The following is a 23,629-nucleotide window of genomic DNA, read 5'->3' on the forward strand; positions in this document are numbered from 1 at the left end:
AGCGAAGGGTAACAGGGCGACATGAGTGAGGCGGAACGCGCGAAGGAGCTCTTCCTCGCTGGTCTTGACCAGCTCGACCGGCGGCAATTCGCCGAAGCCGAGCGCCAGTTCCGCGCGGCACTTGAGCTTGCGCCGGGCCGTGCGTCGATCCGGACCAATCTGGCCGTTGTGCTGGCTGACCAGGGCAAGAACCGGGAGGCTCTGGACATTGCGCGAGACCTCGTCGCCGAGGACCCGTCCAATGACGAGGCGCTTCTGGTCGCTGCCAAGGCCGCTTCCGACGCAGACGAACCGGACGAGGCACTGCGCCTCTGGAAGATAGTGCTCGAGCGCGACATTGATCGTATTCGCGCCCATTTCGGTATCGCGGCCGCCTATCGCCAGAAGGGGCAGACCGTCGAGGCGCTCGCCGCCTATGAACGCGTCCTGCGCCTGCAGCCAGACCATCTCCACGCCGCGATCAACCGTGGCAATATCCTGTTCGAGCAGGAGAAATTCGCTCAGGCCCTTGAGTTGTACCGTCGCGCGGCCGCCAGCAACCCCGGGAGCGCCCTGGCCTGGATCGCGGTCGGCAATGCCCGGCTGCGGCTTGCCCAGCAGCTGCGGGCCGGCCGAAAACCGGCGCCCGGCGAACCGGATCAGGCCGATCTCAGCCTTCAGGCCTACAAGCGGGCCCTGTCCATCGATCGCAACGCCGCCGATGCCTGGCAGGGCGCGGGCTTTGCGCAGCTCGCCGCAGGCGCCGCCGCCGAGGCACTGCGCTCGTTCGATCAGGCGCTGGCGCTCGGTCCGCATTCCGCCGCCCTGCTGGCCGGCAAGAGCTGCGCGCTCTTCGACCTTGGCCGTGCTCGCGAAGCGCTCGTACCGGGCCTGAAAGCCGTCGAACTCGACCCCAACGAGCCGGGTGGCTGGACCAGCCTCGGCAATATCCAGTGCGATACCGGGCAGGCCGCCGAGGCGCTCGTGTCCCAGGACCGCGCGCTGGCGCTCGATCCGTCGCTCAGGGACGCCTGGAATGGCCGGGGCAACGCGCTGCGCAACCTGCAGCGCCCGCGCGAGGCGATCGCGGCCTATGACCGCGCACTGGCGCTGGACCCTGATTTTGCCGTCGCCCGCGACAATCGCGCGAGCACCTTGCTCGACCTAGGCGACGAGGCCGTCACACCGTCTGGCCCGGCTCACTGAGGGCCTGGCGTGGCGCCGTCCGACAGCCGATCGAAATGGGCCGGCCTGCTCGACCTGACGCTTGATCGCGCCAGTGATCAGCCCCTGTTCCAACAGGTCTATCTGCTGTTGCGTGGCGCCATTGTCGCGCATGCCCTGGCGCCTGGAACCCGCCTGCCATCAACCCGCGGCCTCGCCGAGCATCTCGGCGTGTCGCGCACCTCGGTCCTCTCAGCCTATGAGCAATTGCTGGCCGAGGGCTATGCCGTGGGCCATCCTCGTTCCGGCACCTATGTGTCCGACGATGTGCCCCCGGCGATCACGCCGGTCGAGCCCATGGCCGGTCGTCTCGACGAGGTGCCACGCCGCGCGCTCTCCGCGGCCGGCGCACGCTATGGCGCCTTTGGCGCGACCATCGGACCCGTTGCCGACGCTGCCTTTGCCACCGGCTGCTGTTCCATCGATGCGGCAACGGTCGAGGCCTGGCGGCGGATCGGCGCGCGCGCGATGCGCGGCCTCGATCCGCTCAATCTCTCCTATGCCGATCCGCTGGGCGAGCCGGCGCTGCGCCAGGAGGTGGCCGAATATCTGAGAGCGTCGCGGGCCGTGGTCTGCGATCCCGATCAGATCATCATCGTGTCGGGCGCCCAGCAGGCGATCGATCTGTCGATCCGGGCGCTGATCGATCCGGGCGATGCGGTCTGGGTCGAGGACCCCGGCTATCTCGCCACCCGCTCGGCGCTGACAGCCGCCGGCGCGCGGCTGGTGCCTGTGCCGGTCGACGAGCATGGCCTGCGGGTCGGCAGCGGCATAGCGGCGGCCCCGACGGCACGGGCCGCCTATATCACGCCCTCCCACCAATATCCGACCGGTGCGATCATGAGCATGGCGCGCCGGCTCGATCTCCTGGCTTGGGCGGCCGAGACCGGCGGCTGGATCATCGAGGACGATTACGACAGCGAGTTCCGCTATGTCGGCCGTCCGCTCGCCTCCCTGCAGGGGCTCGATCGCTCGGGGTCCGTCATCTATGTCGGCACGCTTAGCAAGGTGCTGTTTCCCGGCATCCGGCTCGGCTTCGCGGTGGTGCCCAAGCCGCTGGTGGATGCCTTCCGCGGCGCCCGTTTTCTGACCGACCGGCATCCGCCAGCACTGCAGCAGGCCATGGCGGCCACCTTCATGCACCAGGGTCTGCTCACCAGCCATATCCGGCGCATGCGCCAGCACTATCGCGAGGCGCGCGACGTCGTGGTCGATGCCATCGGCCGCCACATGGGCGACCTCGTCGATATCGAGGTGCCGGAATGCGGCATCCAGCTGGTCGTCCACTTCAAGGAGCCGATCTCCGACCTGGCAGTGGCCGAGGCCGCGGCACGGCACGGCGTCACCGTCCGGCCGGTGAGCCCGCTCTATATCGACCAGCCCGCGCGTCAGGGCCTGGTCCTCGGCTATTCCGGCTTCGATCTGCACCGGCTGCGCAGCGCTGCTGCCGATCTGGCTCGCGCAACGCGATCGGCTGCCATCAGAGGCCTGGCCTAGAGCGCCTCGACGACCAGTTCCATGGTCATCAGAACCGGATTGTCGCCGCGCACCAGCCGGCCCTCGGCGAGGCCGCCGGTATAATCGACCAGCACCACGTCCAGTTCGGCCTTCAGCTCGCCCTTGGCGTCGGGCAGGATGCGGCCCCAGCGGATGGCGATCTCGGTCGCGAAATTGTCGATCGCCGTCCCGTCCTCGAACCGCGCGCCGATCGTGCTGCCGACCCCGCCGTGGATGCGTGCCCGCCCGATCCCCTGCTCGCGGCAGAAGGCCTCCAGCGTGTGGGCGAAGTCCTGGTTCGGCCCGAGCCGCATGGCCAAGACCCGCTTCGGCGCGGGTACGCCCGCCACTGTGGACGGCAGCGGCGAAAACAGCTTGAAATTGGTCTCTTGGTCGACAACGCCGGTAAAGGCCGCGCCATCGATGCCGAGCGCTGTCACCTCGAAGCGCTCGGCGACCATGGTCTCATCCGGCATGATGTGGCCGCCGGTGACCTTGCCGTCAGCCTCGGTCCACAGCGCGTGGCAGTGGAAGAACGGCCCGCCATCGCGCGTGCCGAACGTCATCGCGGCGTTCTTAAGCTTGGTCACGCCCGGCGGGCGGAACACGGCGCTGTAGAAGGCGGCATTGGCGCCATCCGTCGACAGCGCCGGCATGACATAGGAGAAGGGCCCGAGCCGTCCGCCGGTGAGGCTTGCGACACCGCTGGCAAAGCCCGCCGCGGCAAAGCCGCGCCGGACCGCTTCCAGCAGGTTCTCGCCCGCTTCGACGAAGAAGCTGAACTCGCGGCCCTTCGCTTCCACCCAATGGACGCGGATGGCATCGACCGGGCCGGGTTGCTTGATAGCACGCATCAGCCGGCCCTCTTGGCGATCTGGTCGAGCAGGCCGCGGGCCTCCAACTCGTCCTTCACCATGCGCTTCGGCACCTTGCCATAGCCGGATTTCGGCAGCGCCTCCCAGAAGAAGAAGCGCTTCGGCATCTTGTAGCGCGGCACCTTGGCGGCGAGATATTCGGCGATCTCGCCCTCCGAGACCTGCATGCCCTCACGCGCCACACAGACCGCGATGCCGACCTCGCCCCAGACGGGATCGGGAACGCCGACGATGGCGACCTCGCCGATCGCCGGATGGGTCAGCACCTTCTCCTCGACCTCGCGCGGATAGATGTTGGAGCCGCCGGAAATGTACATGTCGGAGGCCCGGCCGGTGATGTAGACGAAGCCCTCCTCGTCCATGTGGCCGAGATCGCCGGTGCGGAACCAGCCGTCGCGGAAGGCCTTCGCATTGGCCTCCGGGTTCTCGTAATAGCCGGCAAAGACGGCGGGGCCGATGGCGCAGATCTCGCCGGTCTCGAAGGGCTGCAACTCGCGGCCATTGTCGTCCTGGATCGACACCTGCATGCCGGTCCGCTCGAAGCCGCAGGTGCCGATGCGGGCATGCGGCCCGTCTTCCGGATCGTGGAGCGCCGGCGGCAGCACGGTGATGTTGCCGGTGACCTCGCCCAGGCCGAAATATTGCACCAGCACCTTGCCGAGCTTGGCGAGCGCCGCCTTCTGGTCCTCGCGGTACATCGGCGCGCCGGCATAGATGATGTAGCGCAGCGACGAGTGGTCGTGCTTGTCGACGGCCGGATGCTCGACCAGCATCTTCAGGATCGTCGGCACGGTGAACATGTTGGTCACGCGGTGCTTTGCGATCAGCCGGAACGCCTCGTCGATATCGAAGCGCTCGGTCGGCAGCAGGATGGTCGGCACGGCGCGCGCCGCCTGGCAGAGCTGGTGGACGCCGGCGCCATGGGAGAGTGGGGCGACAACCAGCGAGGCATCGCTCTCGGTCGTGCCCGGCATCAGGTCGCAGAGATGGTTGGTGACGACGAAGGCCATCTGGCCATGGGTCAGCACGGAGGCCTTCGAGCGCCCGGTCGTGCCGGAGGTGAAGAAGAACCAGCAAGGGTCGTCGTGATCGACCGCCACATCGGCAAAGGCCTTGCCGGCATTGGCCTTGATGACGTCGGTGAGCGAGGTCTCGCCGAAGGGCGCGTCCCCGATCCGCCAGGTGAACTCGATGGCCGGGCAGCGCGCCTGAACCGTCTCCGCATGCTCGGGGAAATCGGCATGGCAGAGGAAGGCCTTGGCGCCCGACGAGATCGCGAGTTCCGCCACCTCATCGGCCATCAGCCGGAAATTGGTCGGCACCCAGACGGCGCCGATCTTGAACGTGGCGAACATCGACCAGAACATCTCGTCGCAGTTCTTGGAATGGACGAGCACACGGTCGCCCTTGCCGATGCCGCGTGCCGCCATGCCGGCAGCGAGCGCCGACACCTCGGCCTCGATCTCCTTCCAGGTCCAGGTCCGGTCGGCCCAGATGAAGCCGGGACGGCTGCCGTGGCGGCGGGCGTTCTGGGTGAGGATATGGGCGAGGTTCATCACGCGGCGCGAGACGCGCGCCACGCCGCCCGTTGGGTTGCTGGCCGTAGTGCTCACTTGGACCGCTCCAGGATCGACACGTAATTGGCGACAGCCGCGCCGCCCATGTTGAACACGCCGGCAAGCGACGCGCCCGGCAGCTGCATGTCGCCGGCTTCGCCCATCAGCTGCATCGCGGCCATGACATGCTGCGATACGCCGGTGGCGCCCAGCGGATGGCCGCGCGACTTGAGGCCACCCGACAGGTTCACCGGCAGCCGGCCGCCACGCGACGACTGACCTTCGCGCGCAACGCGCCAGCCCTGGCCGGGTTCGGCAAGCCCCATCGCCTCATATTCGATCATCTCGGCGACGGTGAAGCAGTCATGGGTCTCGACGAGGTCGAGATCGTCAATCGTGATGCCGGCATCTTCCTTGGCGCGGGTCCAGGTGCGGCGCGCGCCCTCGAAGGCGATGGGGTCGCGGCGCGACAGGGGAAGCATGTCATTCATGTGCCGGCGGGCGCGGAACGAAATGGCGCGCTGCAGTGTTGCGGCCGTCTCGGCATCGGCGACCACGAGAGCCGCCGCGCCATCCGAGACCAGCGAGCAATCGGTGCGGCGCAAGGGGCCGGCAACCAGCGGGTTCTTCTCCGACACCGTGTTGCAGAAGTCGAAGCCAAAATCCTTGCGCATATGGGCCAGCGGATTGGCCAGACCATGGACATGGTTCTTGGCGGCGATCATGGCGAGCTCTTCCGAGCGGTCGCCGTGGCGCTGGAAATAGTTCTGCGCAATGCGGCCGAAAATGCCGGCAAAGCCCTGGTCGCCGGCTTCTTCCTTGCGGTAGCAGGCGGTGAGCAGGATATCGCCGAGCTCCGCGCCCGGCGTCGCGGTCATCTTCTCGGCGCCGATCACCAGCGCGATACGGCCGCGGCCGCTCTCGATGAAGTCGAGGGCCGAATAGAGCGCGGCGGAGCCGGTGGCGCAGGCATTCTCCAGATGGGTGGCCGGCACATAGGCCAGTTCCGGCATATTGAGCGCCACCAGAGAGCCTTCGAAGGCCTGCTTGGAGAAGCCATTGTTGTAGACGCCGACGGTGATCGCATCGACATCGGCCGGGCCGACGCCGGCATGGGCGAGGGCATCGGTGGCAACGCGGCCGATCAGGCTCTCGACATCGGGATCGTCCAGCTTGCCGAAGGGGATGTGGGCCCAGCCCACGATTGCGGCGCGATTGGCCATGGTGGTCATCTCCTCTCGTTCGCCCGGCGGGCGGTGGAAGCCGCGACCGGAGCTGTCGTTGTTTTCGTGTCGTGTTCGAGCGCGAATGTGCCGAGCCTGGCTTCCAGGCGGCGCACCTCGGCGCCGAGCAGGCCCACCAGGACTGGTTCGCGGTCAGGCTGCATGCGGCTCTCGACAGCAGCCAGCGACAGGCAGCCGTCCGGCTGTCCGCGACCATCGCGCACCACCATTCCGATCCCCCAGGAACCCGGGAACAGAAGGCCGCGGTTGAAGCTGTAGCCCTTGGCGCGAGCCTCCGCGACCAGATCGAGGATCAGCGCGCGCGACAGCATCGGGTAGCGTTCGGCCAGGATCGCGGCATTGGCGTCCAGGATATCCACGACCTCCGCCTCGGTGCGGGCTGCAAGCAGTGCAATCCCGCCGGCGCCGACGCCGAGCGGATGGCGGTCACCCGCCGATAGCACGTGGGAGCGGATCGGGAAGGGTCCGTCCTCGCGCTGCAGGCAGACCACGAACCCATCGCGCCTGACCTGCAGGAAGGCCGCATCACCGGTCTCGACGGCGAGGCGCGCGACGCCCTCGGCCGCCAGCCGGTGAATGCCGAAACGATCCGCCGCCAGCGTCCCCAGCACGAAGGTCTCGGGGCCAAGGAAATAGCGCCGGCTCTCCGGATCCTGCTCGGCAAGTCCCGCCCCGATCAGCGCCACCAGAATGCGCCGGCAGGTCGGCTTTGAGAGACCGGATGCCGCGACCAGCTGGGACAGCCCGGCGCCCATTGTGCCGTGGCCAGCCACCAGCCGCAGAAGCTGAGCGGCCCGCCCGATGCTCTGGGCGCCCGTCGTCTCCGCCTCGCCTTCGTTGCGCTGCAGCATAGCTGATCCACATTATGGACCAAAAAGTCCACCTTCGAGCGTTGACACGTCCTGCATTTGGCTGCATTCGTCAACGCCAAAGTTCATAAGCTCAGACATAGTCCATCATGTGGACCGCTTGATCTGCGAAAGTCTGGCGCTGAACCTTCGGTGGGCTTGACGTCCTTCGGGCCGTTTCGTCTTCATCGGGCACAAGACGAAGGCAGGCCACCGCCCGTGGACCCGCCATACGGGAGAAACGGACCATGTCGGACATCGCACGCTGCGGCGGTGCGGCTGCCTCGGGGCCTTGCGCCGCCGGTATCGCTGCCAGTTCCTTCATCAAGATCAGCGGCCGGTCATGAACCAGGCAACCGACGACATCGTCCTGGAAGGCCTGGGCGAAGAGGGCGGCGCGCGGCCGACATCCTGGTACATGCGGCCGGTGGAGATCATCGCGTCGGCGCTTCTGGTGGTCATCATCGGCGTGCTGCTGCTCGGCGTCACATCGCGCTATGTCTTTTCGCTGCCGGTGGTCTGGATCGACGAGGTCGCCTCCATCTCGTTCCTCTGGCTGGCCATGCTCGGCGCCGCCCTCGCGATCGACCGCAACGAGCACCTGAAGCTCACCCTGTTCGTCTCCCGCATGGGCGAGCGCAAGCGGGCCTTCTTCGAGACCTTTGGTTCCTGCATCACCGGCACCTTCGCCGGCGCGATGATCTATCCCGCGGTCGACTACATGATCGAGGAATCCTTCGTCACCTCGCCGGCCCTCAACATCCCGAACAGCTGGCGTGTTTCCGCCATTGCCGTTGGCCTGGTGCTGATGTTCCTGCTGATGGCCCGCCACCTGGTGGTCAACGCATTGCGGCGTGACGTCGTCATATCCGTCCTGATCCTGGTCGCGCTCGGCGTTGCCGGCTGGCTCCTGATGCCGGTGTTCAAGGGACTGGGCTATGGCAACATCCTGATCTTCCTGGTGATTGTTGTCGCTGCCTGCCTGTTCATGGGCGTGCCCATCGCCTTCTGCTTCGGCATGGGCACACTGTGCTTCCTGCTGTTTTCCACCAGTGTTCCGACCCTGGTGATGATCGGCCGCATGGATGAGGGCATGTCGGGCATCATCCTGCTCTCTGTGCCGATCTTCGTGCTGCTCGGCTGCGTTCTAGATGCCACCGGCATGGGCAAGGCCATCGTCGATTTCCTCGCCTCCATGCTTGGCCATGTGCGGGCCGGCATGTCCTACGTGCTGCTCGGCTCGCTGTTTCTCGTCTCCGGCATTTCCGGCTCAAAAGTGTCGGATATGGCCACAGTCGCCCCGGCGCTGTTCCCGGAGATGAAGCGGCGTGGCTACAAGCCGAAGGAGCTGATCGCGCTGCTCGCCACCGGCGCCGCCATGGCCGACACGGTGCCGCCCTCCATCGTCCTGATCGTGCTCGGATCGGTGGCTGGTGTGTCGATCGCAGGCCTGTTCAATGCCGGCTTCGGCATTGCCATGGTGCTGCTCATCGCGCTCGCCCTGCTCGCCCGCTGGAAGGCGACCGTCGAGGACCTGAAGGGGGTTCAGCGCCTGTCGTTTGCCGCCATCGGCCGCACGGCCCTGGTCGCGACGCCGGCACTCATCTTGCCGTTCATCATCCGCGGCGCGGTCGGCGGCGGTGTCGCAACCGCAACCGAGGTCTCCACCATTGCCGTGCTCTACGCGATGATCATCGGCATGGTCATGTATGGCGGCATCAAGCCGGCCAAGCTCTACAGCATGCTGGCCGAGACCGCCGCCATGTCGGGCGCCATCCTGATGATCCTCGGCACGGCGCTCGCCATGGCCTGGGCCCTGACCCAGACCGGCTTTGCGCGCGATCTCGCCACCTTCATGGCGGGCCTGCCGGGCGGCTGGCTCACCTTCATGGCGTTCTCCATCGTGGTGTTCCTCATCCTCGGCTGCGTGCTCGAGGGCCTGCCGGCCATCGTGCTGATGGCGCCGCTAATGTTCCCGATCGCCAAGAATCTCGGCATCAACGACGTCCACTATTCCATGGTGGTCGTCACCGCCATGAATGTCGGCCTGATGACCCCGCCCATCGGGATCGGCTTCTACATCGCCTGCAAGATCGGCAATGTCTCGCCTGACGAGGCGATGGGCGCCATCTGGCCCTATCTGATCGCCCTTCTCGTCGGTCTCGCCGTCATCGCGGTGGTGCCGCAATTATCGACCTGGGTGCTGTGACGCCAGCCGTCGCCTTCACCCCAATGCCTTGAATGCCGAGGCCGGATCCATACCGGCCCGGTTTCCATCCAAAGACCATACCGGGAGTAACGCCATGACTCTGTCACGCCGCCGCCTGATGCAGGGCACCGCCGCCGCCGCCACATTCGGCTCATTCTATATCGGTGGGGCCCGCGCCCAGACCGCCGAGTTCACCTACAAATACGCCAACAACCTTCCGCTCTCGCACCCCGTCAACGTGCGCGCCAACGCAGCGGTGGAGAAGATCAAGGCCGAGACCAACGGCCGCGTCGTCATCCAGATCTTCCCGAACAACCAGCTCGGCTCCGACACCGACATGCTGAGCCAGGTGCGCTCGGGCGGCGTGGAATTCTTCACGCTCTCGCCGCTGATCCTGTCGACGCTGGTGCCAAACGCCTCGCTGAACGGCATCGGCTTCGCCTTCCCCAATTACGACACCGTCTGGAAGGCCATGGACGGCGAGCTCGGCGCCTATGTCCGCGGCCAGATTGGCCGCGCCAATCTCGTCGTCATGGACAAGATGTGGGACAACGGCTTCCGCCAGATGACCTCGTCCAAGGGCCCGATCAACACGCCCGACGACCTCAAGGGCTTCAAGATCCGCGTGCCGGTGAGCCCGCTCTGGACCTCGATGTTCACCGCCTTCCAGTCGGCGCCGGCCAGCATCAACTTCGCCGAGGTCTATACCGCCCTGCAGACCAAGGTGGTCGATGGCCAGGAGAACCCGCTGGCGATCATCTCGACCGCCAAGCTGTTCGAGGTGCAGAAGTACTGCTCGGTCACCAACCACATGTGGGATGGCTTCTGGTTCCTCGGCAACCGCCGCGCCTGGGACCGCCTGCCGGCCGATCTGCGCACCATCGTCCACAACAACCTCAATGCCGCCGCCGTGCTGGAGCGCGATGACGTCGCCAAGCTCAATGCCGGGCTGCGCGCCGATCTGACCTCCAAGGGCATGGTCTTCAACGACACCGAGGCGGCGCCCTTCCGCGAGGCGCTGCGCAAGGCCGGCTTCTATGCCGAATGGAAGAAGAAGTACGGCGACGAAGCCTGGGCCATCCTCGAAAAGGCTGTCGGCTCCACGCTCGGCTGAGCCATCGGCTTGACCTGATCCGATCCCGGCGCATTGCGATGATGCGCCGGGATCATCTTTGACCTGGCGCGCGCCGAGTTATCCGGCCGCCGACATCTGCCAGGCCTCACGCGTCCCGGAGCAGCCGCCGACGCCGATCGGCCTCTCTGCTGGCGATCGTCCGGCCCTCCAATCCCCATCTCAGGCGAGCCCCGCTGACCAGCGGCATGAGGCTGACGGCCTTTGGCGACCATCCGAGCGCAGTATCGCTGCCCTTGGCTCGGACCTCTGAACCATCCGACAGATCCAGGCAGCGCCTTGCGGAGGCGCGCGTCTGCGCGTGCGCGACCCGATTGACAGGCGCACCCGAAACCGCGACAATTATCTTGCGAATTAAAATTCGCATTCCGAATTATTAAAGTCAAGCCATGGCCGCATCGCCATCCACCGAGACATCCGACAAGAACACCGTGCAGTCCCTCGCCAAGGGATTTCGCGTGCTGCAGGCCTTCACTGCCGATGAGAGCGAGCTTGTCCTCGCCGATGTCGCGCGCGCAGCCGGTCTCGACAACGGCACGACCTTTCGCCTCCTCAACACGCTGGTCGGGCTCGGCTACCTCGAGAAGGTCCCGGAAACGCGCCGCTTTCGCCTGACGCTGAAATGCCTCGACCTAGGGTTCAATGCGATTGCCCGCAGCGACCTGAGGACACTCGCCCGGCCGCTTCTGCGCGGTCTTGTCAGCGAGCGCATCGAGGCGGCTTCGCTGGCTGTCCCCGACGGAGCGGACATTGTCTATGTCGAGCGTGTCCAGGCAGGCTTTGCCCGCCTCGGCGTCGATGTGCGCATCGGCAGCCGCGCGCCGGCCTATTCGACGGCGGTTGGCCAGGTGATCCTCGCCCACCTGCCGCGCGACACCCAGATCGCGGTGCTGGAAGCCCGCCCGCGCGAGCGCCGCACGCCGGCCACGCTCACCGCGCTGGACGACCTGCTCGCGCGCCTTGATGAGGTGAAGGTCGCCGGCTTCGCCCTGTCCGACCAGGAAAATGTCAGCGGTTTGCGCGTGCTGGCGGCCCCCGTTGTTGATGCCGACGGCGTGCCGGTTGCCGGCCTCAGCGTGGCCGCGCCGTCCTTCGCCATGCCTCTCGCCGATTTCGACAAGGCCGCCCGCCAGCCCGTTCTCGAGGCGGCCAGCCGCCTGTCGCGCGCCGTCCAGGCTGCCGGCAGCGCGGCCCTGCCTCTCGCCCATCCTTCACCATAACCAGCAGAACCGACCAGGGAGCCTTCCATGTCCGTCATGACCAATTTCCACGGCCTGATCCCCGCCATGGCCGTGCCGTTCCGCGCCGACCATTCCATCGACGAGCAGGAACTGACCGGCTTTGCCCAATGGCTTGCCCGCCAGCCCGGTGTCGTCGGCATGATGACCAATGGCCATACGGGCGAAGTCTTCTCACTGACCCCGCGCGAGCGTGCCGAGGTGACCCGGATCGTTGCCAGGGCGACCGAAGGTGTCTGCCCGGTCGTGTCCTCTGTCGTCTGCGAGGGCATCCGCGACGGCATCGAGCAGGCCGGCTGGGCCCGCGAGGCCGGCGCCAAGGCCCTCGACATCATGCCGCCCCATCACTGGCTGCGCTTCGGCTTCCGCCCGAGCCACGTGATCGAATATTTCACGGCCATCGGCGAGGCCAGCGGCCTGCCGCTGATCGTCCACGTCTATCCCGCCTGGACCAAGGCCTCGTTCTCCTCCGACTTGCTGGCCGAGCTCGCGCAACTGCCCTTCGTCAAGGCGTTCAAGATCGGCACGCGCGAGATGAACAAATATGCCCGCGACCTCCAGGCGATCCGCGCGGTCGCGCCGGGCAAGGCGCTGCTGACCTGCCACGACGAATATCTGCTGGCCTCGATGGTGCAGGGCGTCGACGGTGCGCTGGTCGGCTTTGCCTCGCTGATCCCCGGCCTGATCAACGATCTGCTGCAGGCGGTGCGCAACGGCGACCTCAAGACGGCGCAGATGCTGCAGGCCAAGATCGATCCGCTGAAGGAGGCGGTCTATGGCGGCGGCGAGCCGACCGGCGAGGCCCATGCCAACATGAAGGCGGCCATGGCGGCGGCCGGCATCTTCCGCTCCGGCGCCGTGCGTGCGCCGACCATTGCCCCCAATGCACAGGAGCTTGCCGTCATCGCCGAGGCGGTTGCCTCCGCTGGACTGTCGCGCCTGCGCGCTGCCTGAGCCGGAAAAATCCGGCCTAATAACAACAACCCAAGGGAGGACAACATGCAGAGACGAACCCTCATCAAGGCCGCGGCCGGTGCAGCGCTGCTCGGCACCGTCCGCGCGCCTGCCGTGCTCGCCCAGGGCGCCTGGCCGCAGCAGGGCCGCACGATCAAGGTCATCGTGCCCTGGCCGCCCGGCGCGGCCAATGACGCGCTGGGCCGCCTGCTCGCCCAGCGGCTTCAGGAGAAATACGGCGTCACTGCCGTGGTTGAGAATCGCAGCGGCGGATCGGGCCTCGTCGGCACCACCGCCGTGCTTCAGGCTGAGCCCGACGGCTACACGCTGCTCGCCAGCGCCTTCAACACCGCCGTCATGCCCTTCATCCTCAAGGGCGCGACATTCGATCCGCAAGTCGATCTGGAGGTCATGGCGCGCACCGCAATCGCTCCGCTGGTCAGCGTGATGACGGCCCAGAGGCCGCAGAAATCGCTTGGTGAGATGATCGCCGCCGCCAAGGCCAATCCGCGCGACTGGCTCTTCGCCATCTCCTCGCTCGGATCGGCCGGCCATCTGGCGACCATCGAATTTGCCCGGCGCACCGGCATTCCCTTCGATCTCGTGCCCTATCGCGGCACGGCGCCGGCGCTGACCGACATCATGAGCGGCAATGTCCACCTGCTGATCGATCCGAGCTTCGCCCTCCTGCCCGCCGCGCAGGACCCAACGCGGGTGAGGGCGCTTGGCATCGCGACCAAGGCCCGCTCGAAGCTTGCGCCCGACCTGCCGACCATGGCCGAATCCGGCCTGCCGGGCTACGAGTTCAACTCGTGGTATGGCGTCTGGGCGCCCAAGGGCACGCCGCGCGAGATCTCCGAAAAGGTCAATGCACTGATCCAGGAGACCATGCGCGATCCTGTCGTCGCCAACCGCCTGACCACGACGCTGCTGGAACCGGTCATCGAAAGCATCGACGACACCAAGCGTTTCATCGCCAGCGAAATCACCCGGGCGGGCGAACTCCTCAAGCTCGTCAACTTCCAGCCGGCATGATCAACGCCATGCGGCACGCCATCGTCACCGGCGCAAGTTCCGGCATCGGGGCGGCGGTCGCGCGCCGCCTCCTCGTCGCCGGATGGCGGATCACCGGCTTCGATCTCAGCCCCGTCACGATCGACGCTGATGCCTATCGCCATGTCATCGTCGATCTGACCGACAGCGCCGCCAGGCTCGCGGCCGTCGATGGCGCCGGGCCCGTCAATGGCCTGGTGCATGCTGCCGGCATCATGCGCGGCGGCAGGCTTGGCGAACTGGACATGGCGGCGGGAGAGCTGATGTGGCGCCTGCATGTCGAGGCAGCGATTGCCTTGGCCGACCGGCTGGCGCCGCAGATGACGGCGGGCGGTCGCATCGTGATGATCGGCAGCCGTGCTGGTCAGCGCGGTGTGGCTGCGAAAAGCCAGTACGGCGCCGCCAAGGCGGCGCTGGCAGGCCTCGCCCGGTCCTGGGCGAAGGAGCTCGCGCTCCGCGGCATTACGGTCAATGTCGTGGCACCGGCGGCCACCGACACCGCCATGCTGGCCGACCCGGCGCGTTCCGCCATCCCGATGGAAATGCCGCCGATCGGCCGGCTCATCCGCCCCGAGGAGATCGCCGGGCTCGTCGCCTATCTGTTCTCCGAAGACGCCGCCGCGATAACCGGACAGGACATCGCGATCTGCGGCGGCTCGTCGCTCTGATTCCCTGCGCGGCCTAGCCGGCGGCGAGAATGCGCCGGCACGCCTCGACGAACACCTGAGCGCCAATGGCGATGTCCTCGTCGGACGTGTTCTCGGTCCAATGGTGGCTGATGCCGCCGATGGACGGCACGAACAGCATGCCTGCCGGCATCACTGTTGCCAGGATCTGGGCGTCATGGCCGGCACCGCTCTGCATGCGCAGGGACTTCGACGGCGCAAAGACGCCGCTCGCGGCCTCCACGGCATCCTGGATGCGGCCGTCCATGGCCGCGGGCGCGCCGACCCGGATCCGCTCGATCGCGACCTGGCACGGACCATTGGTCGAAGCCTCCTCGGCCATGCTTCGCAAAAGCGCCTCGAGGCGCGCGATCACCTCGACGTCGGCATCGCGAATCTGGAGCAGCATTTCCGCGCTGCCGGGGATGATGCTGGGCGCGCCCGGATCGAGCGTGATGCGCCCGGTGGTCCACACCGTCCGGGGGCTTGCGACCTTGGGAAAGCGTTCGTCGACGGCTACGCAGAAATAGGCCAGGGCGAGGCCCGCATCCTTGCGCACGGCCATGCGCGTGGTTCCCGCATGGTTCTGGACGCCGGTGAACGTGATCCGATATTGCCAGATGCCGACAATGGAGGTCACGACTCCGATCTTCAGGCCTTGCGATTCCAGTGTGTCGCCCTGTTCGATATGCGCCTCGAGATAGCCGATATGGCGCCCCGGCTCGACCATGGCCCGGGGCCGGCCTTCGAGGCCGACCTCGCGCAGCGCGTCACGCATGCTGCGGCCGCTCTTGCGATCGCGCGCGGCGTCGATTTCCTCGTCCGTGACCGCGCCGACATAGGACCTGGACCCCATCAGCGAGCCGAAATGGCCCTCCTCGTCGCACCAGGCCGCGACCTCCACCGCGCCGGATATCGCGGGATCATTGTTGAGGACGCGCGCGGCCTCCAGCGCATAGACGACGCCGAGCGGACCATCGAGCCAGCCGGCATGCGACTGGCTCTCCAGATGCGACCCCGCGAGCAGCTTCGGGCCGGACTTTGGGCTCTGCCCAACGAGATTGCCGATGCCATCGAGCTCGCCCGATAGGCCGGCCTCGCCGAACCGCCGCGACAGCCAGTCCAGCGATTGCATGTGCTCGGGTGAGAATGTCGGCTTGTGGACGCCGGTTTTGTAGGCCCCGATGGCGCGCAGCGCATTGAGGTCCGCGATCACGCGCTGAGTGTTTACCGCCACAGGGCTGGCCGTCATCGCAATTGCCTCTTCCAGGTCGCTGTCCGCAGCAGGTGTGGCGGAACGCCGGTAGCTTTACTGGCGGGGCGGCCGGTCGTGAAGGCCTCGCAGCGCAAGGAGCACCCGTCACGTTCGAACCAGAATGCGCCGAGGCGGCGAACTCTGCCGCGTCCAGAGCATGGGCCTCAGCGAGGATGAAGCGCGGACTGACGGGTGCCTCTAGCGCCAATCATGAGCCGCTTCGGCCTTGCAGCTGCCTCAAGGCCTCATGCCTGGAATGGCCTGAAGGAGAGAGCAGGACACACGTCATCAAGGCGGAAGGCCAGGCACGGACCTGCATACATTCTGCATGCAAGATCGCCATCGCGCCGGTTTCTTGTGCGCCGGAACACGGCAAAGGAACCGCCATCGGCGGTCAATTCGCGGTCGGCTCCGCCTTTCTGTCGTGGCATAGGCTTTGCGTTCCGCAGGGGACAGGCCGCCAAGCCCCCGGTGGTGCGGGGTGGGGTCCTGATGGAGCCCTTCGATGTCGCATCAGTCCCGGATTTCGCGTCGCAGCCTTGGTCTTCTTGCCGGCGGTGCCGTCGCTGCAGCCTATGTGCGCACGGCCTCGGCGCAGACGGTCCTCAAGTTCGCCTATGTCTATGAGCCTGGCGAGCCGCATCACAAGGGCGCGGTCACCGCCGCCGCCGAGATCGAACAGAAGACGGCCGGCCGCTACAAGATCCAGCTGTTTCCCTCGGGCACGCTCGGCAAGGAATCCGACCTCAATCAGGGCCTGTCGCTCGGCTCTATCGACATGACGATCAGTGCGGCCAGCTTCCAGGCGCAGGTCGCCAAGCGCATCGGGGTGGCCTATTTCCCCTTCGTGTTCCGCGACTATGAGCACGTCATGCTCTACGGCAAGAGTGCCGTCTACGCCTCCTTCGTGGAGGACTATCAGAAGGCGACCTCGAACCGGATCGTCGCGCTGACCTATGCCGCGGAACGGCAGGTGACCTCCAACAAGCCGATCCTGACGCCTGAGGACATGAAGGGCCTGAAGATCCGCGTGCCGGATTCTGCCGCTTACATGGCCTTCCCCAAGGCGCTCGGCGCCAATCCGACGCCCATCGCGCTCGGCGAGGTCTATCTGGCGCTGCAGAGCGGCGTCGTCGATGCCCAGGAGAACGCCTTCAACACGATCTGGTCGCGCAAGTTCCACGAGGTGCAGAAGCACATCTCGCTGACCGGGCATGTCATCGACTCGCTGAACTCAATCGTCTCGGGCCTGCTGTGGAACCGGCTGAGCGCCGCCGACAAGACGATCTTCACCGAGGCCATGCAGAAGGGCGCGCAGCAGGCGAGCCAGGAAATCCGCGACCAGGACAAGGTGCTGATGGAGGAGGTGCGCAAGGCCAATACCTCGACCATCCACACCGTCGACAAGGAGCGCTTCCGTCAGGCGGTGCTGGCGAGCTCCAAGCCCGAGGATTTCGGCTACCAGCGCGCCGATTACGACAAGATCATCGCGCTGAAGTGAGGGCGGGCGGGCAGCCTCCCGCACAGGAGACCGACATGCAGACCGATCCTCCGGTCCTCGACGACAAGGGCGAATTCGCCGTCGAGGATGAGGCCGTCGACCTCTCGTCCTATTCGTTCGAGGACTACCTGTCGGTCGCCTTCTTCTGGGTCCTGAGCCTGACAGTGTTCTACCAGTTCTTCACCCGCTACGTGATGAACGACTCGGCGGCCTGGACTGAGGAGATCGCGCGCTATCTGCTCGTCTGCGTCGTGTTCCTCGGCGCTGTCGGGCCTGTGCGGCGCAACAGCCATATCCAGATCGACTTCTTCTATCACGTGCTGCCGAAGCCGGTGATGCGGGTCATGTCGACGCTCGTCGACATCGTGCGCATCGCCTTCCTCAGCTATGCGGCCTGGCTCACCTGGCAGTTGATGACGCGAATCGGACGGCAGCCCATGTCGGTCGTCGATATCCCGATCGGCGTCGTCTATGCGGTCGTCATGCTGGGCTTTGCCCTGATGGCGGTGAGGGCCGTCGGCATCGCCATCCTCCATGCGCGGCGCGGCTATTCCATTCTCGAACGGCCGGAATAGGCCCGAAGGTCGCCATGTCCGCCACAGCCTTCAAACTGCTCTTCCTGGCCATGATGGGGTCGGGCATTCCGGTCGCCATCGCCATGGCCGGATCCTCGCTGGTCTATGTGATGACCACCGGCATCGCGCCCGATTTCATCATCATCCACCGCATGTTCGCGGGCGTCGATTCGTTCCCGCTGCTGTCCGTGCCGTTCTTCATCATGGCCGGCAACCTGATGAACTCGGCCGGCATCACAAACCGCATCTACAATTTCGCGCTGGCCCTGGTCGGCTGGCTGAAGGGCGGCCTTGGCCATGTCAATGTCGTGGGCTCGGTCATCTTCTCCGGCATGTCGGGCACGGCTGTCGCCGATGCGGCAGGACTCGGCACGATCGAGATCCGGGCCATGAAGGAGCACGGCTATGATGTCGAGTTCGCGGTCGGTGTGACGGCCGCCTCCGCGACGCTTGGACCGATCATCCCGCCATCGCTGCCCTTCGTCATCTACGGCATGATGGCCAGCGTCTCCATCGGCCAGCTGTTCCTTGCCGGCATCGTGCCGGGCGTTGTCATGGCGCTCCTGATGATGCTGACCGTGTCCTATTACGCCCACAAGAACGGCTGGGGCGCCGATATCGTGTTCTCCTGGCCACGGGTGGGCGGGGCGCTCGGCGAACTCGTGGTGATCACGCTGTTTCCGCTGATCCTCTGGGCAGCGATCTCTTGGGGCGCGCCGCCGCGCCCAACCGTCATCGGCGGTTTCGCGATCCTGCTCGTCATCGACCGGATCATGAAATTCGCGGCCGTCCTGCCGCTCCTGACGCCAATCCTGCTGATCGGTGGCATGACCTCGGGCGTCTTCACCGCCACGGAAGGCGCGATCGCTGCCTGCGTCTGGGCCCTGTTCCTCGGCCTCGTCTGGTACCGCACCCTGACCTGGCCGATGTTCCTCAAGGCCTCCCTCGACACGGTGGAGACCACCGCCACCGTCCTGTTCATCGTCTCCGCCGCCTCCGTGTTCGGCTGGATGCTGACGGTATCGAAGACCACCGAGATCATCGCCGAATGGGTGCTGAACTTCACCCAGAACAAGGAAATGTTTCTCCTCCTGGCGAACCTCCTGATGCTGTTCGTCGGCTGCTTCCTGGAACCAACGGCGGCGATCACCATCCTGACGCCCATTCTCCTGCCGATCGTCATGCAGCTCGGCATCGACCCCGTCCATTTCGGCCTGATCATGGTGCTGAACCTGATGATCGGCCTGCTGCATCCACCCATGGGCCTGGTGCTCTTCGTCCTGGCCCGCGTGGCGAACCTGTCTTTCGAGCGGACAACCATGGCGATCCTGCCCTGGCTTGTGCCACTGCTGTTCAGCCTGGTCCTCGTCACCTACGTCCCGACGATCAGCCTCTGGCTGCCGGCCCTGCTGAAATGACGTCCTGGCCGTCCATGGCAGCCGGGTCATGGCCCGCCACCAACGCAACGACAGGCCCTGCGGATATTCGATCGGCATGCGCGGTGACTTGAAACCCGTTTCTCCTCGGGCCTGAGAGAGCGGACCATCAAGTCCACGTGGTCGACAGACTCTTCCGAAATCTGGAGGAGGCTCAGATCAGGACGATGATCCATTCGTCGGAGCACGCCGCGCGTGTTCAGAATGGTCGGCAGCCAGCCCAGCCCGCGATCCTGTGCTCCGGAGCAACTCGGCGTGCGTCCCGCTTGCCGGGCGCGTAACTTTGGTAAATATCAAGTCACTCAACGTCCGCAGGATTTGCCCCGTGACGCCAAGGGACATCAACGCATCCAATGCCATCATTGTCGGCGGAACAGCCGGCATTGGTCTGGCAAGCGCCGAGGCGCTCCTGACGGTTGGCTTGCCGAGACTGGTCCTTGTCGGTCGTTCTCAAGCACGCGGTGAGGCGGTCTGCGATGATCTGAGGTCACGGTTTCCGGCCGCTGAGATCCATTTCACGGCCTGTGACGCGACAGATGCCGACAAACTGTCGGAAGCGGTCGATAGCGCCGCCGCCCTGATGGGCGGGATCGACATCCTGGTCAGCTGTGCCGGCGGCGATCCCATGCCGCAGCTGCTGCACACTATCTCGCTCGGCGACATCATGCCGACCATCAACATGATCGCGGGCGGCGTCATCCTGCCGGCGCGCGCTGTCCTGCCGCATATGACGGCCCGCGGTGGCGGCGTCGTGATCTGCGTCGCCTCCGATGCCGCCAAGGTCGCAACTCCCGGCGAAACGGTCATTGGCGCCGCCATGGCCGCCATCACCATGTTCTGTCGGGGCATGGCCTGGGAGGCCAAGCGGCATGGCATCCGGGTCAACTGCCTGACACCGAGCGTGGTCGGGGACACACCGCTTTACGGACGGCTGAAGGAGGACGATTTCGCGCGCAAGCTGTTTGCCAAGGCTGAAACCATGGCGAGCCTCGGCATCGTGACCGCAGCCGATCTGGCGGCTGCCATCGTGTTCCTCGCAAGCCCCGCTGCAGCAAAAATGACGGGTCAGACGATCAGCATTACCGGCGGCATCTCGGCCGTCTGATCGGGTCAGACGCGCGCGAGGATGCGGCGGGCGCGAGCGGCATGGGGGGCGTCCACCATCTGCCCGTCGACCACGGCGATGCCGGTCGTGGCGGATGCCAGGGCGTCGATCACGCGACGCGCCCAGGACAGCTCATCGGCTGTCGGCTGGAACACGCGGTTGATCACCTCGACCTGCGCCGGATGGATCGCCGCCTTGGCGTCGAACCCGTCGCGCCGCGCCGCTTCGGCTTCAGCCTCCAGGCCCTGGAGATCACGCAGGTCGGTCCACACGGCATCGATGGCGAGAACACCGGCGCGCCGTGCCGCCATCAGGCAGAGGTCGCGCGCCAGCCGGAAGGGGCTGGAATAGGCCCCGTCGGCTTTTCTGTTGGTCGTGCTGCCAAGCTCGGCCGCAAGGTCTTCGCCGCCCCAGAGCATGCCGCGAAGGCGGGGATGCGCCCAGCGGCTCGCGGCCAGCGCCAGCACCGAACCGGTGGTCTCGGTCGCCACCACGAGAATGCCGGTCCGCCCTCGATCGAGCTCCCTCGGCGCGATCATGACATCGAGGCTGGCAAGATCGGCAGGCCCCTCTGTCTTCGGCAGCATGATGAAATCCGGGCGCAGCGGCACGATGGCTGCGAGATCGTCAGCACACCATTCCGTGGCCAGCCCATTCACCCGTACGGCTACCCTGGTCGAGCCTGCCGGCCGGTCGCGAAGGTGCTGCACCAGCATGGCGCGCGCTTCCGCCTTGGCCGATTGCTGCACGGCGTCCTCCAGATCGAGGATCACCACATCGGCCGCGCTGGCGACCGATTTTTCCAGCATCTTCGGCGATCCCGCCGGAACGAACAGGAGCGAGCGCATGTCAGCCAGCGGCAATCGGGCGCATGCGCATCAGCGCCTGCCGGTCGCAGATTCCGCAGACGACCCCGTCTTGGTTGAGCGCTTCGTGGCGGAGCGTCACGATCCCCTCGCCCGGCCGCGACTTGCTGGCCCGCTTGTCGAGCACGGTCGTCCGGATGCGGATCGTGTCGCCCTCGAACAGCGGATGGGGGAAGCGCACGTCGCTCATCCCGAGATTGGCCACCGTCGTGCCGAAGGTCGTGTCGTTGACCGACATGCCGACCATCAGCCCCAGCGTGAACAGGCTGTTGACCAGCGGGCGCTTCCAGACGCTGTTGGCGGCCGCCACGTTGTCGATGTGGACCGGCTGGGTGTTCATCGTCAGCAGCGAGAACCACTTGTTGTCGGACTCGGTGATCGTCCGGGTCCACTCGTGCTCGAAGATCCGGCCCGGCTCGAATTCCTCAAACCACAATCCTGCCATGGCTCATTCCTCTCCGTCGGCCGTGATGTCGATCAGGGGTGCGCCGGAGGCGACAACGTCGCCGACCGCGCAGTGAATGCGGGCGATGCGGCCGTCGCGCGGCGCCGCCAGCGTGTGGACGAGCTTCATCGCCTCCATCTGCACGAGGCTGTCGCCCTTCGCGACCAGCGCGCCGGCCTCGACGAACAGGCCGGTCACGACACCGGGGAGCGGCGCGGTGACGTGATTGTCGCTGGCCGCATCCGCCGCCGCACCGGCATCGACATCGATCGCAAGCGAGACCTGGACATCGAGCGACAGCCCGCCCCGGCTGATCTGCACGCGCCCGCCATCGACCAGGGTGGCAGCCGGAATGGTTCCCGACACCTCCGTCCCGTCCTCGAACCGAACGACGGGAGCATCGGTTTCAAGCCGGACCATGACATCAAGCTCGCCATAGTCATCCTGGAGCCGAAGCTCGACGGTGGCGGCCCGTCGCTTGCCCATCACACGGAAGGCACTTCGCCTCTGCCAGGGGCTGTCGCCGGCCGGGTCCAGGCCGTGCGCCCAGGCAAGCGCTGCCTGCGCGCGCAGAGCGCGCAGCTGCTCCGCATCGGGCGTCCAACCGTCCGGAAATTCGCGCGCTAGGAAGCCGGTCGTCAGGCGTCCTGCCGCGAAGTCCGGTCTGGCGACGCAGGCTCGCAGAAAGCCGGTATTCGTGCCGATCCCGAGAACGGCCAGATCATCGAGCCCGGTTGCGAGGGCCGAGACGGCATGTTCGCGGTTCGCGCCATGGACGATCAGCTTGGCGATCATGCTGTCATAATGCGGCCCGACCTCGGACCCCGCGGCTATGCCTGTATCGAACCGCACGCCACGCGGTACATGAACGGCCTGGATGCGGCCGGTCGCCGGCTGATAGCCGCGATCGGGCCGCTCGGCCGCAATCCGGGCTTCGATCGCATGGCCCTGCAGCCTGATCTGGTCCTGTCCAGCCGGCAACGGCAGACCGGCCGCCACACGGATCTGCCATTCCACGAGATCGATGCCGGTCACAGCCTCGGTCACCGGGTGCTCGACCTGCAGCCGCGTGTTCATCTCGAGGAAGTAGGGCTCGCTGCCGCCTGCTTCCATGATGAATTCGACGGTGCCGGCGGATGTGTAGCCGATGGTCCGGCCGAGCGTCAGGGCGCGATCGAACAGCTTGGTTCGCACAGCCTCGGACAAATGGGGCGCGGGAGCTTCCTCGAACACCTTCTGGTTGTTGCGCTGGACCGAACAGTCGCGCTCGAACAGGTGGACAAGATTCCCATGGGTATCGCTCATGAGCTGAACTTCGAGATGCCGCGGATTGCCGATGAATTTCTCGAGCAGCACCGTATCGTCGCCGAAGGCCCCCTTGGCCTCCGCTTTGGCAGCCTGCAGTGCCGCGGCAAAACCCTCCGGCCCGTCGACGCGCCGCATACCGCGTCCGCCGCCGCCCGCTGACGCTTTGATCAGCACGGGGAACCCAATACGTGCCGCCTGCTCGGCGAGCGCGGCCGCCGACTGATCGGCACCGAGATAGCCCGGCACGGTGGGCACTCCGCCCGCCTCGGCGATCTTCTTCGCCTCGATCTTCGATCCCATGGCGGCAATTGCCACCGAGGTGGGGCCGATGAAGATCAGACCGGCTTCTTCGCAGGCGCGCGCGAAACCGGCATTCTCCGACAGGAAGCCATAGCCTGGGTGGATCGCGTCGGCACCGCTGCGGCTGGCGGCATCGAGAATGGCGGCGATGCTGAGATAGCTCTCGGCAGCGGAGGCAGGCCCGATGCGCAGCGCCTGATCGGCTTGGCGCACGTGCAGGGCATCAGCATCGGCGTCCGAATAGACGGCAACGCTCGACAGGCCCAGCCGCTTGCAGGTGCGGATCACCCGGCAGGCAATCTCGCCTCGGTTGGCAATGAGAATCGTTCTGATCGGACGCGGAGCAGTTGCGAATTCGGTCATG

General features: G+C 66.3%; 20 protein-coding genes. 12 read left to right on the forward strand and 8 right to left on the reverse strand.

Features of this window, described 5'->3' with window-relative positions:
* The first annotated feature begins 21 nt into the window (after positions 1-21).
* Positions 22-1,185: a tetratricopeptide repeat protein gene (locus E8L99_RS05980; RefSeq protein ID WP_137098684.1), complete on the forward strand. Its 1,164-nt coding sequence runs from the start codon at positions 22-24 to the stop codon at positions 1,183-1,185.
* Between the two features lie 9 nt (positions 1,186-1,194).
* On the forward strand, positions 1,195-2,700 hold the full coding sequence (gene pdxR / locus E8L99_RS05985) for a MocR-like pyridoxine biosynthesis transcription factor PdxR (protein WP_137098685.1): 1,506 nt from the start codon (positions 1,195-1,197) through the stop codon (positions 2,698-2,700).
* On the opposite strand, the gene E8L99_RS05990 is transcribed toward pdxR, so the two are convergent.
* The 4 genes from E8L99_RS05990 to E8L99_RS06005 are packed head-to-tail and all read right to left on the reverse strand — an operon-like array spanning position 2,697 to position 7,226.
* On the reverse strand, positions 2,697-3,554 hold the full coding sequence (locus E8L99_RS05990; protein ID WP_137098686.1) for a PCC domain-containing protein: 858 nt from the start codon (positions 3,552-3,554) through the stop codon (positions 2,697-2,699). The genes pdxR and E8L99_RS05990 overlap by 4 nt on opposite strands.
* Positions 3,554-5,188 carry an acyl-CoA synthetase gene (locus E8L99_RS05995; RefSeq protein ID WP_137098687.1) on the reverse strand — a complete coding sequence of 545 codons (1,635 nt, stop codon included), beginning with the start codon at positions 5,186-5,188 and terminating at the stop codon, positions 3,554-3,556. The genes E8L99_RS05990 and E8L99_RS05995 overlap by 1 nt, the downstream gene beginning before the upstream one ends.
* Complete coding sequence (locus E8L99_RS06000; protein ID WP_137098688.1) at positions 5,185-6,354, reverse strand: acetyl-CoA acetyltransferase; 1,170 nt, start codon at positions 6,352-6,354, stop codon at positions 5,185-5,187. Before E8L99_RS06000 ends, E8L99_RS05995 begins: the two co-directional genes overlap by 4 nt.
* Before the next feature lie 5 nt (positions 6,355-6,359).
* Complete coding sequence (locus tag E8L99_RS06005) at positions 6,360-7,226, reverse strand: IclR family transcriptional regulator (RefSeq protein WP_137098689.1); 867 nt, start codon at positions 7,224-7,226, stop codon at positions 6,360-6,362.
* A 340-nt stretch (positions 7,227-7,566) separates the two neighbouring features.
* Here E8L99_RS06005 and E8L99_RS06010 point away from each other — a divergent pair, with 340 nt between their 5' ends.
* From E8L99_RS06010 to E8L99_RS06035, 6 genes are all read left to right on the forward strand, one after another.
* Positions 7,567-9,432, forward strand: coding sequence for a TRAP transporter large permease (locus E8L99_RS06010; RefSeq protein ID WP_137098690.1), 1,866 nt, complete (start codon positions 7,567-7,569; stop codon positions 9,430-9,432).
* Between the two features lie 94 nt (positions 9,433-9,526).
* A complete protein-coding gene (locus E8L99_RS06015; protein ID WP_137098691.1) occupies positions 9,527-10,546 on the forward strand; it encodes a TRAP transporter substrate-binding protein in 1,020 nt (339 codons plus the stop codon).
* 407 nt (positions 10,547-10,953) lie between these two features.
* Complete coding sequence (locus tag E8L99_RS06020; RefSeq protein ID WP_137098692.1) at positions 10,954-11,784, forward strand: IclR family transcriptional regulator; 831 nt, start codon at positions 10,954-10,956, stop codon at positions 11,782-11,784.
* Between the two features lie 27 nt (positions 11,785-11,811).
* Positions 11,812-12,756: a dihydrodipicolinate synthase family protein gene (locus E8L99_RS06025; RefSeq protein ID WP_137098693.1), complete on the forward strand. Its 945-nt coding sequence runs from the start codon at positions 11,812-11,814 to the stop codon at positions 12,754-12,756.
* A 45-nt stretch (positions 12,757-12,801) separates the two neighbouring features.
* Entirely contained in the window at positions 12,802-13,791 is a 990-nt protein-coding gene (locus tag E8L99_RS06030) for a Bug family tripartite tricarboxylate transporter substrate binding protein (RefSeq protein ID WP_137098694.1), read from the forward strand.
* An 8-nt stretch (positions 13,792-13,799) separates the two neighbouring features.
* Complete coding sequence (locus tag E8L99_RS06035) at positions 13,800-14,477, forward strand: SDR family NAD(P)-dependent oxidoreductase (RefSeq protein WP_252511276.1); 678 nt, start codon at positions 13,800-13,802, stop codon at positions 14,475-14,477.
* Between the two features lie 13 nt (positions 14,478-14,490).
* Here E8L99_RS06035 and E8L99_RS06040 read toward each other — a convergent pair whose 3' ends face one another.
* Complete coding sequence (locus tag E8L99_RS06040) at positions 14,491-15,726, reverse strand: Zn-dependent hydrolase (protein ID WP_137098696.1); 1,236 nt, start codon at positions 15,724-15,726, stop codon at positions 14,491-14,493.
* A gap of 508 nt (positions 15,727-16,234) precedes the next feature.
* On the opposite strand from E8L99_RS06040, the gene E8L99_RS06045 reads away from it, so the two are divergent.
* The 4 genes from E8L99_RS06045 (at position 16,235) to E8L99_RS06060 (ending at position 20,346) form a co-directional block, all read left to right on the forward strand.
* A complete protein-coding gene (locus E8L99_RS06045) occupies positions 16,235-17,230 on the forward strand; it encodes a DctP family TRAP transporter solute-binding subunit (protein WP_137098697.1) in 996 nt (331 codons plus the stop codon).
* Positions 17,231-17,265: 35 nt separating this feature from the next.
* A complete protein-coding gene (locus E8L99_RS06050; RefSeq protein WP_137098698.1) occupies positions 17,266-17,805 on the forward strand; it encodes a TRAP transporter small permease in 540 nt (179 codons plus the stop codon).
* Between the two features lie 14 nt (positions 17,806-17,819).
* Positions 17,820-19,223 (forward strand): TRAP transporter large permease, encoded by a 1,404-nt coding sequence (locus E8L99_RS06055; RefSeq protein WP_215907054.1) that lies wholly within the window; start codon positions 17,820-17,822, stop codon positions 19,221-19,223.
* A 343-nt stretch (positions 19,224-19,566) separates the two neighbouring features.
* Positions 19,567-20,346, forward strand: coding sequence for an SDR family NAD(P)-dependent oxidoreductase (locus E8L99_RS06060; protein WP_215907055.1), 780 nt, complete (start codon positions 19,567-19,569; stop codon positions 20,344-20,346).
* A gap of 5 nt (positions 20,347-20,351) precedes the next feature.
* Here E8L99_RS06060 and E8L99_RS06065 read toward each other — a convergent pair whose 3' ends face one another.
* From E8L99_RS06065 to E8L99_RS06075, 3 genes are read right to left on the reverse strand one after another with little or no spacing between them, the layout of a single operon-like run.
* Complete coding sequence (locus E8L99_RS06065) at positions 20,352-21,194, reverse strand: HpcH/HpaI aldolase/citrate lyase family protein (protein ID WP_137098699.1); 843 nt, start codon at positions 21,192-21,194, stop codon at positions 20,352-20,354.
* Position 21,195: 1 nt separating this feature from the next.
* A complete protein-coding gene (locus E8L99_RS06070; RefSeq protein ID WP_137098700.1) occupies positions 21,196-21,657 on the reverse strand; it encodes a MaoC family dehydratase in 462 nt (153 codons plus the stop codon).
* A 3-nt stretch (positions 21,658-21,660) separates the two neighbouring features.
* Positions 21,661-23,628, reverse strand: a complete 1,968-nt coding sequence (locus E8L99_RS06075) for an acetyl/propionyl/methylcrotonyl-CoA carboxylase subunit alpha (protein WP_137098701.1) — start codon at positions 23,626-23,628, stop codon at positions 21,661-21,663.
* Between the last annotated feature and the right edge of the window lies 1 nt (position 23,629).

The organism is Phreatobacter aquaticus (assembly GCF_005160265.1).
Taxonomy (GTDB): domain Bacteria; phylum Pseudomonadota; class Alphaproteobacteria; order Rhizobiales; family Phreatobacteraceae; genus Phreatobacter; species Phreatobacter aquaticus.

Coding starts and splice junctions, on each gene's coding strand:
- E8L99_RS05980 (WP_137098684.1), top strand. CDS start 22: ATGAGTGAGGCGGAACGCGCGAAGGAGCTCTTCCTCGCTGGTCTTGAC.
- E8L99_RS05990 (WP_137098686.1), bottom strand. CDS start 3,554: ATGCGTGCTATCAAGCAACCCGGCCCGGTCGATGCCATCCGCGTCCAT.
- E8L99_RS06000 (WP_137098688.1), bottom strand. CDS start 6,354: ATGGCCAATCGCGCCGCAATCGTGGGCTGGGCCCACATCCCCTTCGGC.
- E8L99_RS06005 (WP_137098689.1), bottom strand. CDS start 7,226: ATGCTGCAGCGCAACGAAGGCGAGGCGGAGACGACGGGCGCCCAGAGC.
- E8L99_RS06010 (WP_137098690.1), top strand. CDS start 7,567: ATGAACCAGGCAACCGACGACATCGTCCTGGAAGGCCTGGGCGAAGAG.
- E8L99_RS06015 (WP_137098691.1), top strand. CDS start 9,527: ATGACTCTGTCACGCCGCCGCCTGATGCAGGGCACCGCCGCCGCCGCC.
- E8L99_RS06020 (WP_137098692.1), top strand. CDS start 10,954: ATGGCCGCATCGCCATCCACCGAGACATCCGACAAGAACACCGTGCAG.
- E8L99_RS06025 (WP_137098693.1), top strand. CDS start 11,812: ATGTCCGTCATGACCAATTTCCACGGCCTGATCCCCGCCATGGCCGTG.
- E8L99_RS06030 (WP_137098694.1), top strand. CDS start 12,802: ATGCAGAGACGAACCCTCATCAAGGCCGCGGCCGGTGCAGCGCTGCTC.
- E8L99_RS06035 (WP_252511276.1), top strand. CDS start 13,800: ATGCGGCACGCCATCGTCACCGGCGCAAGTTCCGGCATCGGGGCGGCG.
- E8L99_RS06040 (WP_137098696.1), bottom strand. CDS start 15,726: ATGACGGCCAGCCCTGTGGCGGTAAACACTCAGCGCGTGATCGCGGAC.
- E8L99_RS06045 (WP_137098697.1), top strand. CDS start 16,235: ATGTCGCATCAGTCCCGGATTTCGCGTCGCAGCCTTGGTCTTCTTGCC.
- E8L99_RS06050 (WP_137098698.1), top strand. CDS start 17,266: ATGCAGACCGATCCTCCGGTCCTCGACGACAAGGGCGAATTCGCCGTC.
- E8L99_RS06055 (WP_215907054.1), top strand. CDS start 17,820: ATGTCCGCCACAGCCTTCAAACTGCTCTTCCTGGCCATGATGGGGTCG.
- E8L99_RS06065 (WP_137098699.1), bottom strand. CDS start 21,194: ATGCGCTCGCTCCTGTTCGTTCCGGCGGGATCGCCGAAGATGCTGGAA.
- E8L99_RS06070 (WP_137098700.1), bottom strand. CDS start 21,657: ATGGCAGGATTGTGGTTTGAGGAATTCGAGCCGGGCCGGATCTTCGAG.
- E8L99_RS06075 (WP_137098701.1), bottom strand. CDS start 23,628: ATGACCGAATTCGCAACTGCTCCGCGTCCGATCAGAACGATTCTCATT.